Source organism: Streptomyces sp. NBC_00289 (genome assembly GCF_041435115.1).
Classification (GTDB): Bacteria; Actinomycetota; Actinomycetes; order Streptomycetales; family Streptomycetaceae; genus Streptomyces.
Window position 1 is genome coordinate 1407454 of record NZ_CP108046.1, and the last position, 13578, is coordinate 1421031.

General features: G+C 71.1%; 11 protein-coding genes, 1 pseudogene and 1 riboswitch. Of the genes and pseudogenes, 2 read left to right on the top strand and 10 right to left on the bottom strand.

Translation table 11 applies throughout. The annotated features are described in order from the left end of the window. The first annotated feature begins 52 nt into the window (after nucleotides 1–52). Nucleotides 53–766, top strand: a complete 714-nt coding sequence (locus OG985_RS06980) for a DUF1775 domain-containing protein (protein ID WP_371667342.1) — start codon at nucleotides 53–55, stop codon at nucleotides 764–766. Nucleotides 767–1002: 236 nt separating this feature from the next. Here OG985_RS06980 and OG985_RS06985 read toward each other — a convergent pair whose 3' ends face one another. The 3 genes from OG985_RS06985 to OG985_RS06995 all read right to left on the bottom strand — a co-directional run bounded on the left by OG985_RS06985 (nucleotide 1003) and on the right by OG985_RS06995 (nucleotide 3688). Then, a complete protein-coding gene (locus OG985_RS06985) occupies nucleotides 1003–2166 on the bottom strand; it encodes an acyltransferase family protein (RefSeq protein WP_371667343.1) in 1164 nt (387 codons plus the stop codon). A 510-nt stretch (nucleotides 2167–2676) separates the two neighbouring features. After that, nucleotides 2677–3441 carry a CbtA family protein gene (locus OG985_RS06990; RefSeq protein WP_371667344.1) on the bottom strand — a complete coding sequence of 255 codons (765 nt, stop codon included), beginning with the start codon at nucleotides 3439–3441 and terminating at the stop codon, nucleotides 2677–2679. Between the two features lie 25 nt (nucleotides 3442–3466). Beyond that, on the bottom strand, nucleotides 3467–3688 hold the full coding sequence (locus OG985_RS06995; RefSeq protein ID WP_371667345.1) for a CbtB-domain containing protein: 222 nt from the start codon (nucleotides 3686–3688) through the stop codon (nucleotides 3467–3469). 38 nt (nucleotides 3689–3726) lie between these two features. Beyond that, nucleotides 3727–3874, bottom strand: a riboswitch (cobalamin riboswitch). Between the two features lie 110 nt (nucleotides 3875–3984). Here OG985_RS06995 and OG985_RS07000 point away from each other — a divergent pair. Next, nucleotides 3985–4563 (top strand): histidine phosphatase family protein, encoded by a 579-nt coding sequence (locus OG985_RS07000; protein WP_371667346.1) that lies wholly within the window; start codon nucleotides 3985–3987, stop codon nucleotides 4561–4563. A 247-nt stretch (nucleotides 4564–4810) separates the two neighbouring features. Here the strand turns inward: OG985_RS07000 and OG985_RS07005 are convergent, their stop codons facing one another. The 7 genes and pseudogenes from OG985_RS07005 to OG985_RS07035 all read right to left on the bottom strand — a co-directional run. Continuing rightward, entirely contained in the window at nucleotides 4811–6592 is a 1782-nt protein-coding gene (locus OG985_RS07005) for a cation:proton antiporter (RefSeq protein WP_371667347.1), read from the bottom strand. A 24-nt stretch (nucleotides 6593–6616) separates the two neighbouring features. Next, nucleotides 6617–7654, bottom strand: a complete 1038-nt coding sequence (locus tag OG985_RS07010; protein ID WP_371667348.1) for a cytochrome d ubiquinol oxidase subunit II — start codon at nucleotides 7652–7654, stop codon at nucleotides 6617–6619. After that, the gene (locus OG985_RS07015; RefSeq protein WP_371667349.1) at nucleotides 7654–9132 is read right to left on the bottom strand and encodes a cytochrome ubiquinol oxidase subunit I; all 1479 of its coding nucleotides are present in this window, start codon (nucleotides 9130–9132) and stop codon (nucleotides 7654–7656) included. Before OG985_RS07015 ends, OG985_RS07010 begins: the two co-directional genes overlap by 1 nt. Before the next feature lie 36 nt (nucleotides 9133–9168). Further along, entirely contained in the window at nucleotides 9169–10008 is an 840-nt protein-coding gene (locus OG985_RS07020) for an SDR family oxidoreductase (RefSeq protein WP_371667350.1), read from the bottom strand. 310 nt (nucleotides 10009–10318) lie between these two features. After that, nucleotides 10319–11896 (bottom strand): GMC oxidoreductase, encoded by a 1578-nt coding sequence (locus tag OG985_RS07025; protein ID WP_371667351.1) that lies wholly within the window; start codon nucleotides 11894–11896, stop codon nucleotides 10319–10321. Nucleotides 11897–12014: 118 nt separating this feature from the next. Further along, the gene (locus OG985_RS07030) at nucleotides 12015–12929 is read right to left on the bottom strand and encodes a cyclase family protein (RefSeq protein ID WP_371667352.1); all 915 of its coding nucleotides are present in this window, start codon (nucleotides 12927–12929) and stop codon (nucleotides 12015–12017) included. Nucleotides 12930–13299: 370 nt separating this feature from the next. Then, a pseudogene (locus OG985_RS07035) lies at nucleotides 13300–13500 on the bottom strand (DUF4287 domain-containing protein); the annotation flags it as partial. Between the last annotated feature and the right edge of the window lie 78 nt (nucleotides 13501–13578).

A 13578-nucleotide genomic window follows, 5' to 3' on the forward strand; every position in this document is an offset into this window, starting at 1 on the left:
CGCCAGGAAGGCTGTTGAGCCGTCCTCGGCGCCCCCATGCCTGGAGAAACCCATGTCGTACGCCCGTACATCGCACCGTACCGCCCGCCGTCTGACCCTCGTGACCGCGGCGAGCGCGATCGCCGTCCTACTGACCGCAGGACCGGCCTCCGCCCACGTGGAGGTCGAGGCCGGCAAGGCCCAGGCCCTCGCCGAGAACGTCGAGATCAGCTTCGACGCCGAGTCGGAGTCCGACACTGCCGGAGTCGTCAAGGTCCGTGTGGTCCTGCCCGAGGGCATCGCTCCCGCCGACGTGACGTACGGCGAGGGGCCGAAGGGTTGGAAGTTCACGGCCGGCGACGACGGCTACACCGTCGGGGGTCCGGAGCTCAAGGCCGGCGTGAACGCCGAGTACTCGATCGTCGTCAAGCAGCTTCCCGACGCGAAGGAGCTCACGTTCAAGACTCTGCAGACCTACAGCGACGACCGCGTCGACCGCTGGATCGGTCTGGACGAGGACGGCGAGAACCCGGCGCCCGTCCTCAAGTTGAAGGCCGCCGCCCCCGGGGCGAAGCCGGTCAGCCCCTCTCCCGGTGCGAGCGAGTCGGCGTCCGCGGCGCCCACGCCCGAGGAGACCGAGCCCTCGGCCTCCCCCGCGGCCCGGGCCGAGGAGAAGGACGACGACGGCATGTCGGCCGGTGCCTGGATCGGCATCGGTGCCGCGGTGGTGGTCGTGGCAGGCGGCGCCCTCTATCTCGTACGGCGCAGGGCCGGCGCCCAGCAGTAGCAGGCACCGAGGCCCTCGGCCGGTCGTCGCCCCTCGTTCGTGCGGTGCTCTTCGCCCGCCGGGTGATCGGCGCGGCACGGCCGAGGGCCTCCCTCACCAGCCGCCGCAGTCGACGTCCTCGGCGACGACCGCTCCGGGAGGGCCGCCCTCTGCCGGCCACCAGCCACCGGCGGCCGACCCCCCTGCCCCGCCCCCGGACCTCGGCCCCCCGGGCCCGGAAGGCAACACATCGCCCGCTACGCGCTCTTGGCGCACGCCTCCGCGGCCACCGCGTTGGCACTGGGCGCGGGTGGCGGTGACGGCGTCGAGGTGATCGTCGTGGCGGCTCGTGCGGCCGTCGGGCGGCGGACGCGTCGGCCCCGGCGCTGGAGCGGCGCCTCGACGACGACGTACGACAGCAGGGCCATGACGGTGGTCAGCACCACCGTGACCGACAGCCGCCCCTCCCGCACACCCAGCGAGGCGAGCAGGCGCACGACCGGGTAGTGCCACAAGTACATGCCGTAACTGAGGTTACGGCCCGCCCAGGCCAGCGGCGCCATCGACAGCATCCGTGACAGCCATCCGCCCGGGCACAGTTCGAGTCCCGCGACGAGCGTGGCGGACACCGCCGCGACCGCCAGGAATCCGGCGGTGTACCAGGCGGCGGTCCATCGGCCCTCGTCGGCGGTGACCGGAACCTTCCAGGCGGTGAGGCACAACAGCGCGAGTGCCGGCAGGGCCAGCCGGCCGGTCCACGTGCGCAGGCTTTCCAGCCGGGGGTCGTCGGCACGCAGCCGGGCCAGGACCAAAGCCACCAGGGCACCGGCGAGCAACTGGTCGGCGCGGGCGTCCGTGCCGTTGTATATGCGGTGCGCCGCGTCGGGGTTCCACAGTGCGTACCGCCACAGCACCGGCAGGGCGCACAGGACCGCCGTGCACACCAGCACCGCGCGGGCCCGGAACCACCGCAACAGGAACAACAGGGCCAGCGGCCACAGCAGGTAGAACTGCTCCTCCACGCTCAGCGACCAGGTGTGCGCCAGCGGTCCGGTCACGTCGGAGTAGACCCCGGCATCCCCGGCACGCACGATGTTCACCACGAACAGCGCCGCGAGTCCGGCGGCCGCCGAGGCGCCGTCGAACGCCCACAGCGAGGTGGTCAGCGACAGCGCCACGCAGGCCGCGCACACCGCCAGCAGGGCGGGGACGAGTCGCAGCCATCGCCGCCGGTAGAAGCTGCGCAGGTCGATGCCGCCGGTCCGGGCGTGTTCGGCGACGAGCAGCCGGGTGATGACGAATCCGCTGATGGTGAAGAAGACGTCCACCGCGACCGATCCGCCCGGCAACAGGTCCGGTTCCACGTGGTAGAGGAGGACCATCGCCACCGCGAGGGTCCTCAGACCGTCGAGCCCGCTCACGCGGCCGCCGCGTGTGGCCGCCGACGGGAAACCCCCGCCGGGTGTCACACGTCTCGACGACTCCTTCGACTCGGGGGCAGGCCCTGGGCTTTTCTTGTCCACCTCCGCATCCCGGCCGCCGACCGTCACTGGCACGTTCACTGCCCTGCTCATGAAGAGGATCGCTTTCCACCGCCGACTGCGCCGCTCGAAAGCGTCCTGCTACCCAGCGATCCGCACGTCACACGGGCTCGGTTCGCGCGCCGTTCACCTGCGGTGCCGCCCGACACGGCATCCGCCGAGGCCGGAGCACCCGGCCACGAACCGCCGCGCGTCCACCCGGGAGACGGCGGGTTACGGCCCGAAACCCCGCCCCTGGTGCGGCGCTTCCGGCTCTCGGTGCGCTCGCCGTGAATGCCGGGCGGCGACGGCACCGTTCCGTACGGCCGTCCGGAAAACAGCGATCCGGCCCCGCACAGGAAGTGCGGGGGCCGGATCGCGGTGTCGGGTTCGCCCTGGCGGGGCGATGCCTCAGTGCGGTACGGGGGTGGTTCGCGTACCGGCGCCCTCCGCCGCGGCGACCGCGGGCTTGGGTGTCAGCACGCGTTCCGCGAGCACCCCGAAGACCAGCCCGAAGGAGGCCCACAGGGTCAGTTGGATGGCGAGGGCCGCGAGACGGAACTGCCAGAGCAGGCTCGCCGAGAAGTCGTTGGGGACTTCGTTGACGGCCGGGAGAAAGGCGTACGCGAGACCGACGGCGAGGACGAAGAACGCCCCGGCGGAAAGGCTCGCGTTCCAGTTGCCCAGCCGCGGTGCGAGCCGTTTGCCCAGGATCACGGTGGCGACGGCCAGCAGGACGCTGAGGAGCATCATCAGGAAGTACAGGGTGGTGCGCTTGCCGATGGTGTCCGGGTCGCCGACGGACGGGGGGTTGGCCGGGTACTTCAGGAACGGCACGACGTAGACCGCGATCAGGCCGGCGGCGGCCAGGAGCAGCGCGCTCGCCCGCGGCCCGAAGCGGCCGATCCGGCCGAGCGCGAAGCAGTACGCGAGGGCGGCGATGCCGCCGAACGCGACGCCGTAGAGCAGCACACCGGTGCTCAGACCACCGGTGGACTGCATGGTGCGGCTGACGGCCTCCATGCCGTGCTCGTGGGAGTGCGCCTCCTCGTAGGCGATGGCCGAGTCCACGCGAGGCTCGCCCAGGAAGTAGGCGACGACGAGGGCGAGCAGGCCGGCGGCGAGGCCCGCCAGCATGCCGCGGACCAGGAGGTTTCTGACGGTTACGGAGTTCATGGGCTCGTAGGCTCCGGCTCGGCCGTCAGTGGCAGGGGAAGCCGAGGAGGTGGCGGGCGTCGTGCACCCACTCGTGCACGTTCTCACCGCTCACCACGGAGGTGGCGCCCTGCTCGGCGCCGACGAAGTAGAGCAGCACCAGCATCAGGATGCCGAAGAAGACCGCCCACGGAGCGATCGCGCCGATCGGCAGCTTGGCGGGAAGGGCGGTGGGGGCAGCGCTGGGCTGCACGGTGGACTGCGCCATGGCAGGACCTCCTGGGGGAACTCGCGTCCCATGTCGGTGGTGCACAAGACGACGGCCACGGGTCTGACTCGCCCGCTCCCGCCGTCCCGTGTCGGGGCGGCAGTACCGGACTTACAGTGGCGCGACCGTGCCGGACTCCCACCGGCTTCCGCAGTACCGTCGTCGATATCCTCGAGAACGTACCGCGTCACGAGGGTGCGGCCAAGGGCGCGTAGAACCTCCGGGGGCGCGTCGGCGGTATCGCCATGGCGAGAATTCCGTGCGGCGACCGCGTTGTTGACCATGAGAGCAGGCACATGACAAGCAGAGTGACGTTGATCTCACCCGCCGTCAGCCGGTCACTGCGCGAGGCCCGTTTCGACGACGGCTGCCCCCTCGACGAGACGGGAGCGGCGCGTGCCCGGTCGGCCGGAGACACCCTCCGACCGCCTGACCGCGCCCTGTTCTCACCCACCGTGCGCTGCGAGGAGACCGCGTCGGCACTGGGTCTTGACGCCGCCCCGGTGCCGGAACTGGCAGGGCTCCGCGTGGGCCGATGGCAGGGACGCACCCTCGAGGAGGTCAGCGCGGACGAACCCGATGCGATCGCCGTCTGGATGACCGACCCGGCCTCCGCGCCGCACGGCGGTGAATCGGTACGCGAGCTCTGCGACCGCGTGACGGCCTGGCTGGAGACAGCCGCACACGCCGCGGGCCGCACCGTCGCCGTGGTGGAGCCGGAGATCGTACGAGCTGTGGGAGTACGCGTCCTTGGGGCGCCCGAGTCCGCGTTCTGGCGCATCGACGTACCACCGCTGACCGCGACCACGGTCAGCGGGCGCTCCGGACGCTGGAACCTGACGGTCGGACAGCCGCTCGGGAGACTGGAGCCGTGACTCGTCGGCCCGCCCGAAGAGCCGCCACCCCCGACCTGATCACTCGCTCGGCCACCTAGGCCGTGGCCGGTGCGCTCGTGGCGCCGTTCGGCCGCTCTGGCCTACGGCGCCGACCCGCGCACCTGTCCGGGCGATCGTCTGCGGCGCGCACCGCACGAGGGCCCGCGGTGCGAGCTGTCCCGGCGTGGGGCCGAAGCCCCCTTTCACGCGCGGACCGCGCGCTGTCCCACCGACACGCACACCGCGTTCAGCGCGCCCGGCCCGCGCCCGGAACCTGAGCGGGCGTCAGGAGGACCAGTATGTCGCCCTCCTCGGTGGCGGTCGGCCCCTCCTCGGTGACCGGTACCAGCCTGCCGTCACCCCGGACGACGAAGACGACCTCGTGTGCGTCGGACGGGCGCGGGTCGGAGGCGGGCTGTGCGCGGAAGCGGGCGCCCTGTTCGTGCCGGGCCGCGAGGGCGTGCGGGGCGAGCTCGGGACGGAGGACGGTGTCCTCGGCGGTGTAGAGGGCGACGACCCCACGGCTGTCCCGGGGCGGGCTGATGCGGCGGACCGGGCCGTCGACGCTGTCCCGCAGGGCGACGGAGGCCAGCGCGTTGAAGTCGTCGTCGTCCGTGAGGAGATAGACCGAGGTGACTCCTTCCCACCGCGCCTGGGGATCGGTGGCCGCGGCCATCAGCTCCCCGGCGGCCAGTTCGAGTCCGGCCTCCTCGACGAGGGCCCTCTCCCGCGCGGACCCCGCCCACATCAGCACGTCGATCCCGGCGTCGCGCAGCGCACGGGCGAGGTCGACGACCCAGCGATCGCCACCCACCAGCAGGGGCCGGTCCCGCACGGTCCGCACGACGCCCAGCCTGACGGCCACCGGCTTCGCGGTCAGCGCGTAGACGACGACCGTTCCGACGATCACCAGGAACGTGATGGGAAGGATCTTGTCGGCGTCGTCCAGTCCCGCCGAGGCGAGCCCGGCGGAGAACGTCGTCGCGGTCGACGCGGCGACGATGCCACGGGGAGCCATCCAGCCGACGAAGGCACGCTCGCTCCCGCTGAGATCCGACCCGATACCGGCGAGCAGCGCGACGAGCGGCCGGACGACCACCACCAGCACGATGATCAGGACGACGGTGGGGAGCAGCACCGGCACGAGGGACTCCGGGGTCACCGTGGCCGAGATGGAGATGAACAGCAGGCCGATGATGAGCTGCACCAGCGTCTCGAAGAACGGCCGACGGGCCGGGATGTCGAAGCCGGGCAGGTTCGCGACCGCCAGTCCGGCGACGATCGCGGCGATGAGCCCCGAGTCGTCGTACGCCATGTCGCAGCCCGCGGAGATCACGACGACCGTGGCCAGCTGGGCCAGCGTGCCGAGCGTCTCCCCGAGGCGCAGCAACCTCAGCGTGCACCACAACAGCACGGTGCCGACCGCCCCGCCGGCCAGCCCGACGGCGATCCCGGCGATGAAGGAACCGAAGCGGAAGTTGCCGGTCTGCAGTCCGCCGGACAGAAGGGAGTGAAAGACGACGGCCCCGAGGATGCCGCCGACGGGGTCGACCAGGGATCCTTCCCACACCAGGACCCGTCGCACCTGCTCCGAGGGTCTCACGTGCTCCAGCAGGGGTCCCACGACGGTGGGCCCGGACACCACCAGGATCACACCGAGCATGCTGGCCACGGCCGCGGGCACCCCGAACAGGGTCAGCCCCAGGCACATGACCGCGGCCCAGGTGAACACGACGCCGAGCACCAGGAGGCGTACCACGACGCTGCGCGTGGCGCCCTTGAGGTGCCGCAGGTTCAGGGCCAGTCCGGCGTCGTACAGGATGATGGCCACCGACAGCGAGACCAGGACCGAGAAGTCCGGGCCCACGAGCTTGTCGGGATGGACGACGTCGGTGAGGGCGCCGGCGGCGAACCCGGCCGGCAGCAGCACCACCAGAGCCGGGATCCGCAGCCGGCTCGCCAGGATCTGCGAGGCCACGGCGAGGCCCACGGTCAGGGCCATGCCCAGCAGAACGTCGTTCTCGCTCACCGCGCGCCTGCCAGGGCCATGGGGTCAGCCCTCGTCACCGGCGGCTCCGCGCCGCAGGTCCGCGTCCGTCAGGGCCTCGAGTTCACCGTGGGTGTCCATCCAGTAGAGCAGGGCCACCGCGGGGAAGATCAGGACGACCGCCACGAGGGTGACGATCCCCAGCCAGCGAAGCGTCGTGCTCGCGCCCGCGCCTTCGGCGACCGTCAGCGAGGTCGGGATGAGGTAGGGGCGCTGCGCCATGCCCCAGGCGATGACGGCGCAGGCGACGGTGCCGACCGCGGCCACGCGGGACCAGCCGGCGGAGGACCGGATCAGCAGCCAGGCGGTGGCGAGCGCGCCCAGCACCGAAAGGACGACGAAGACCAGTCCCACCCCGTGCGTCAGTCCGTGCCACACATGGGGCGCGTCCGAGTGCGTCACCACGAACGTGATCACGGCGAGAACGCCGAGGACGGGCAGGGCGCCCAGGGCCCGGCGCCGGAAGTAGCCCTCCAGATCCGGTGCGGAGAACCGACGGGCGTCGGCGGCGAGGAAAACCGCGCCGAGCAGCGCCGTCGCCGCCACGGCGAGCAGCCCGAACAGCAGCGAGGTGGGGTTGGCCCAGGCGTCCGCGGACGCCTTCGTCCCCTGCTTCACCCGGCCGGACGCCACTCCGCCGACCGCGGCGCCGAGGAAGAACGGCGTCAGGAGCGAGGAGACGGCGAACACGGCGCCGTACAGACGGCGGCCCGCCAGCCGCCGGGCCGCCTTGCGCAGGGCGAACCCCGCCCCGCGCAGCACGATGCCCAGGCCTGCCAGCGCCAGCGGCAGCCACAGCGCCGTGAAGACCTGCTGGAAGAAGGCGGGGAAACCCGTCCACATGATGACCAGCACGAAGATCAGCCACACGTTGTTGACCTCCCACACCGGAGCCATCGCGTGATCGATCAGCCGACGGGGGCAGCTGCCGCGCCTGGTCCCGCCCGCCGTCAGGTCCCAGAATCCGGCGCCGTAGTCGGTGCCGCCGGCGCAGGCGTACGCGGCGACGGCGAGCAGCAGCACGACGGCCATGACATCGGCCATCACTCTCTCTCCCCCTCGGGCGGGGTACTGCCGTCGGCGGGCCGGGCTGCCGCCGCGGGCACCGCGGAGCGCGGCCCGTACGGGGTGTCCGTCTCCGGGGCCTCCGCCGGCCCGCCTACCGCACGCGCCGCGTCGGCGAGGCGCCAACGTCCGCGCATCTTCAGCAGCACCGCGAGGAAGGACCCGAACACGAGGACGTACATCACCACGACCAGGGTGAACAGAATCCACAGGCTGCTGGAACGCGTCGACGTCACCGCTTCGGCGACCCGCATGTTCTCGTACACGATCCAGGGCTGGCGGCCCACCTCGGTGGTGATCCAGCCGCACTCGACGGCGACGACGGAGGCCACGCCCGCGATCGCCGCGCACCGGAAGAACCACGGCGAGGCCGGCAGTCTGCGGTGGCGCAGCCACACCCACGCGTACCAGAGGGCGAGCAGCAGCAGTACGGAGCCGATGCCGACCATGATGTCGAACGCCCAGTGGGCGATGGTCGCCTGGGCGGGCGTGGGCCGGTCACTCGCGGCGACGGAGGTCAGTCCGGTCACCTTGGTGTCCGGACGGAAGCCCGCGAGGATGGAGTCGAGCTGCGGGATCCGGATGCCTCCGGAGATGCTCCCGTCCGCGTGCAGGCGGCCGAACAGGTACTCCGGCACATGGGTGTCGGTCTTCCAGACGATCTCCATGGCGGCGAACTTCACCGGCTGCTTGTGGAACACCTGCCGGGCGATGGAGTCGCCCAGCATGAACTGCACGGGGGTGCAGACGGCCGCGACGGTGAAGGGGACGGCGAAACCGAGCCGGTGGTAGCGGTCCCTGCGGCCGCGCAGCCAGCCGACGGCGTAGACGCCGGCCACGACGTACCCCGCCGTCACAAGCATCGCCACGACGAAGTGCCAGTACTCGGGGCCGAACATGGGCGTGAAGATCGCTTTCCAGATGTCCACGTCGACGGGATTGCCGGCGGAGTCCAGGCTGAAGCCCCGCGGGGTGTTCATCCAGGAGTTCGCCGCCAGGATGCCGAAGGCGCCGAGCAGGGCCGCGAGGGGCAGGGGCAGCCCGAGCAGGAAGTGTGTCCGGGCGGGAAGCCTCCGCCAGCCGTACAGGTAGATCGCGATGAGAACGGATTCGAGGAAGAAGGCCCACGCCTCGACGCCGAACCCGATACCGAAGACATCTCCCCACCGCCCCATGAGACCCGGCCACAGCAGCCCGAACTCGAAGGACAGCACGGTGCCGGTGACCACGCCGATGGCGAACTGGACCGCCATCACCGCCGACCACCGCCGCGCCAGCAGCAGCGCCGTTCGGTCCCCGCGGCGCAGACCGTAGCCGTGCAGGATGAGGGTGATCAGCGGCAGCGCCACGCCGAGGGGGACGAGGATGATGTGCGAGGCGAGGGTGAAGGCCATCAGGGATCTGGCCGGGAGCATCTGCGCCGGCGCGTCGGCCAGCAACTCGACAGTCGTGTGCATGGAGAACTCTCCGAGGGCCGGCGCGGACGGGACGAGTCAGCCGCCGGTGGCGAACCCGGGGAACAGAGTCATCCCGCCGTCCACGTAGAGAGTCGTCCCGACCACGTAGTCCATGAGGTCGGAGGCCAGGCCGACGGCCGCGTGCGCGATGTCCTCGGGGTCGCCGACACGGTGGTAGGGGATCAGCCGCAGCAGGTCGTTCTCGGCTTCCGGCGTCTGCCAGGCGCTGCGGTTGATGGGGGTCTTGATGGCTCCCGGCGCGATGGCGTTCACGCGGATCTTCTTCGGGGCGAGTTCCTGCGCCAGCGTCTCCATCATCATCTGCACACCGCCCTTGGAGGCCGCGTAGTTGACGTGGCCCGCCCACGGGATGATCTGGTGCACCGAACTCATGCAGATGATCTTGCCGGCGGCCCGCGAGACCTCCGGGACGACCCCGCGCCGCACGAACTCCTTGGCCGCCTCACGGGCGCACAGGAACTGCCCGGTCAGGTTGACGTCCAGGACCTTCTGCCACTGCGCGAGCGTCATCTCGGTGAACGCGGCGTCCCGCTGCATGCCGGCGTTGGCGACCAGGATGTCGATCGTGCCGAACTCCTCGACCATCCGTTGCGTCATCGCGACGACCTGGTCCTCGTTCGAGACGTCCGCCTCGTAGGCGGCAGCCCGCACACCGTAGGACGCGATCTCCTCGACGACCTTGTCGGCTTCCTCACGGCCGGCCACGTAGTTCACCACCACGTCGGCCCCGGCCCGTCCCAGGGCGACGGCCGTGGCACGGCCGATCCCGGAGTTCGCGCCGGTGACCAGCGCCTTCTGGCCCTTGAGCAGATGCGCGGGGACCACACCTTCGGGCGCGCCCTCGGTGGAACTCACGATGCTCTTCTCCTCCGCCGTCCGACCCTCATCGCCCCCGGCCACGGCCGGGGGTTTCCAGGGCCACACAACCACCGTGGCCGGGAGCGGCCAGCCGTGCGGGGCTCGGGTTGGGCCGAGCGGCTGGGTGATTCGCCCGGTCGGCGGGTCGCCGATGTCCTACGCCGGTGCTGGTGCCGTACGCCGATTCCGGTGCCGTACACCGATTCCGGTGCCGTACGCCGATTCCGGTGCCGTACGCCGATTCCGGTGCCGTTCGCCGGTGACGTACCGGTGCCGTACGGCCGGTGCCGTCGCTTGTGCCGTCAGGTCAGCCGAGTCGCTCCACGAGGTGGTCACCCACGCGCAGGGCGTTCGCGATGGCGGTGAGCGACGGGTTCACCGCGCCGATGCTCGGGAAGAAGCTCGTGTCGACGACGTACAGGTTGTCCACGTCGTGCGCCTTGCAGTTGACGTCCAGGACGGACGACTGCGGATCGGCGCCGAACCGCACGGTGCCCGCCTGATGGGCGGTGGCCCCGATGGGCATGCCCTTGTGCAGGTAGATGCTGTGGGACAGCAGGTGGTGCTCGTGCATCCCGAGGTGCCCGAGCATGTGCTGGAGCTTGTGCCGCAGCCGCTCGAGGCCGGCCGTGTTGTTGGTCTCGTCGAGCGTGAGGCGGATGCGGCCGTCGTCGTCCAGGGTGACCCGGTTGTCGGGCTGGGGCAGATCCTCTCCACACAGCCAGAAGTCGACGGCGTGATGGGCCAGTACCTCGAAGGGCATGTCCGGGACCGCCGCTCCGGCCCAGCGGGGGGCCTCGCCGTGTATCTGCTCGGCGTCCGACTTGCCGAGCATCTGGATGCCGCCGAGGGGGTACTCCCAGTCGTCCGCGCCGAGATACCAGTCGTTCAGGGCGAGGGTCTTCTGGAACCGGGTGTCGTTCGGCTCCTTCGAAACGGCCATCAGGGCAAGGTTGTTGTGCCGCATGTAGTTGCGGCCGACCATGTCGGAGGAGTTGGCCAGGCCGCCCGGATGCCGGTCGTTCGCCGAAGCGAGCAGCAGTGCGGCGGAGTTGACCGCCCCGCAGGCCACGACCACGACGTCCGCCGAGAAGCGGACCTCCTCGTCGGCGAGTCGAGCGACGACGGCGGTGACACTACGGCCCGTCGGGTCGGTCTCGAGCCGCGTCACCCGGGCGTTGGTGACCATCTCGACGTTTGGGTGGCGCAAGGCCGGTTCCACACAGATCACCTGGGCGTCGGACTTGCCGCGGACCAGGCACGGGAATCCGTCGACCCGGTTGCAGCGGATGCAGACGCTCGAGTGGGTGGCCTCGCCGTTCTCGTCCTGGGTGAGGTCGACGCCGATGGGCAGGTGGAAGGGATGCAGCCCCTGCTTCTCCAGGTCGTCACTCAACTGCTGGATGCGCGGCTCGTGTTCGACCGGCGGGTAGGCGTACTGGCCGCTGCTCGGGCCCTCCCAGGGGTCCTCACCGTGTCGGCCGTGCACCAGGTACAGGTGCTCGGCCTCGGTGTAGTACGACTCCATGTCCTCGTAGCGCAGCGGCCACGCGGGAGAGAGACCGCCGTGGTGGCGCAGTTCCCCGAAGTCCTCGGGCCGCAGCCGGAACAGCGCCGCGCCGTAGAACTTGGTGTTGCCGCCGACGTAGTAGTTGACCTCCGGAGGGAACTCGTTCCCGTGCCGGTCGAGCCAGAACTCCGCAGCCCGGTACTTGCCCCTGACGAACACGGCCGTCGAACTCCAGTTGTCGAGTTCGCGTCGCAGGTAGTCACCGCGCTCGAGGACGAGGACCCGTTTGCCCGACGGGGCGAGTCGGTGGGCGAGCGTTCCACCGCCGGCGCCGGTGCCAATGATGATGACGTCGTACCCGGTCGAGTCGCCCATGACGACCACCGTCCTCGCTGCTGTGGTCACCGGCCGCTTGCGGAGCCGGAGGTCCCTCTTTCGAACGTATCTCCCGAGCGCCGATACGGCATCCGGGGCTGTCCGCGCCCCGACGAGGTCAGAGGACCGCTATCGGATTCACAGGAGAGCCGGTGGCGTCCGGCAGCCGCAACGGGGCGACGACGCACAGGAAGTGCCAGCGGGCCTGCTCGCCGCACGCCGACGCCAGCGCCTCGAAGTCGAGATAGTCCATGAGGTGCATACCGAGCGCGTTGACCGCCAGTACGTGCACGGGAAACGGCACCTCCGCCACCGCGCTGGGCGCCGAGTCGTTGTTGCCGTCCGATCCGAGGACGGCCACCCGCCGCTCGGCCAGGAAGCGCATCGCTGACGGGTGCAGGCCCACGCGTTCCTGTGCCGCGTTCCAGGGACCCTGGACCCGCCGCCTGTGACGGTGTCCGACGCGTACGAACAGCAGGTCACCCTGGCCCACCGTGACGTCCTGTGCGGTCTCGGCGGCCGTCAGGTCGCCGGCGGTCACGTGCTCGCCCGGGGCGAGCCAGGGCGTGCCCCGCAGGCGGGGGATGTCCAGCAGCACACCTCGGCCCACGATGCCGTTCCGCACCGGATCCAGCGTCAGGTCGGCCGCCCCGTCCGGCGTCGCGCCGCTCGCCGGGACACCTCCGAAGAGCTTCCCGTCGAACACCACGTGGCAGAGCGCGTCGAGGTGACTGTCGGCGTCCCCGTGCACGTTCATGGCGAACCGGTCCCGAAGGAACCGCACGCCCTCGCCCGCGTCGTCCGGGTCCACCGCGGCGGTCATCTCATGGGAAGCGGGCTGTGGGTTGTCGGGGCCCGAGCCGGTCTCGATCGGGGCGGCCATCGACACCGTACGGCCGTACCGAACCCCGGAGACGGCGGCCAGGACACGCTCCGGCGTCAGCTCACCCAGGGCACCGTGCCGGGCGGCCCCGGGCCTGTGCGCGTGCTCGCGCAGGGATCGGTACAGGGCGCGGAAGTCCGCCTCGGACATGCGGTGCGGGGTCGGCGGCGGGCGCGAGCTCATCGGGCCCGCCGGCCAGGTGCGACGGGCCTCATCGGACCGGCCGGGCCGGTGCGACGTGACGCGCGGGCTCGCGGGCCCGTACGACCTCACGTCCGCTGCGTCCGACGCGTCTCAGGTGGTTCATCGACAGAACTCCTCGTCCGGCGCGGGCGCCCGCGCCGGACCGGATCGGTCACCTGACGGGCGCCTGCGCGGGGGCTGCGAAAGGGGGCCGCGACGACCGGGCCGGCGGCGACATCCGACGAGCTGCGCCTGTCTCGCGAGTTCCTGTCGACGTTACCTGTCGGCTGTCGATCCGGCATCTCGCACATGAGCTCGCTCGGGACCTATTGTCGCGTCCTTCCGCGAGGGTGTGGGCGACGAGGGCGTTGGCGTGGCCGTGGCCCAGTCCGTGTTCGGCCTTGAGCCAGTTCACGAGTTCCATGTGCTTGGTCAGGGGCGATGAGCGGATGAGGTCCTTCCACTCCGCTATCGGGCGACCGTGCTTCTTCTCGATCGAAGGGAAGTAGCCGGCAGGGCCCTTGACGCTGTCAGTCATGTCGGCGGTGTCCCGTCCGTCGGTGTTGTTCGATGCTCCGCTGTCGCCGGCATGACCGATGGGCGCGGCTGAAGTCAG

Excerpts from the sequence above, each read along its gene's own strand:
- OG985_RS07025 (WP_371667351.1), bottom strand. The coding sequence starts at position 11,896 with ATGGGCGACTCGACCGGGTACGACGTCATCATCATTGGCACCGGCGCC.
- OG985_RS07000 (WP_371667346.1), top strand. The coding sequence starts at position 3,985 with ATGACAAGCAGAGTGACGTTGATCTCACCCGCCGTCAGCCGGTCACTG.
- OG985_RS07010 (WP_371667348.1), bottom strand. The coding sequence starts at position 7,654 with ATGGCCGATGTCATGGCCGTCGTGCTGCTGCTCGCCGTCGCCGCGTAC.
- OG985_RS06990 (WP_371667344.1), bottom strand. The coding sequence starts at position 3,441 with ATGAACTCCGTAACCGTCAGAAACCTCCTGGTCCGCGGCATGCTGGCG.
- OG985_RS06995 (WP_371667345.1), bottom strand. The coding sequence starts at position 3,688 with ATGGCGCAGTCCACCGTGCAGCCCAGCGCTGCCCCCACCGCCCTTCCC.
- OG985_RS07030 (WP_371667352.1), bottom strand. The coding sequence starts at position 12,929 with ATGTCCGAGGCGGACTTCCGCGCCCTGTACCGATCCCTGCGCGAGCAC.
- OG985_RS07015 (WP_371667349.1), bottom strand. The coding sequence starts at position 9,132 with ATGCACACGACTGTCGAGTTGCTGGCCGACGCGCCGGCGCAGATGCTC.
- OG985_RS06980 (WP_371667342.1), top strand. The coding sequence starts at position 53 with ATGTCGTACGCCCGTACATCGCACCGTACCGCCCGCCGTCTGACCCTC.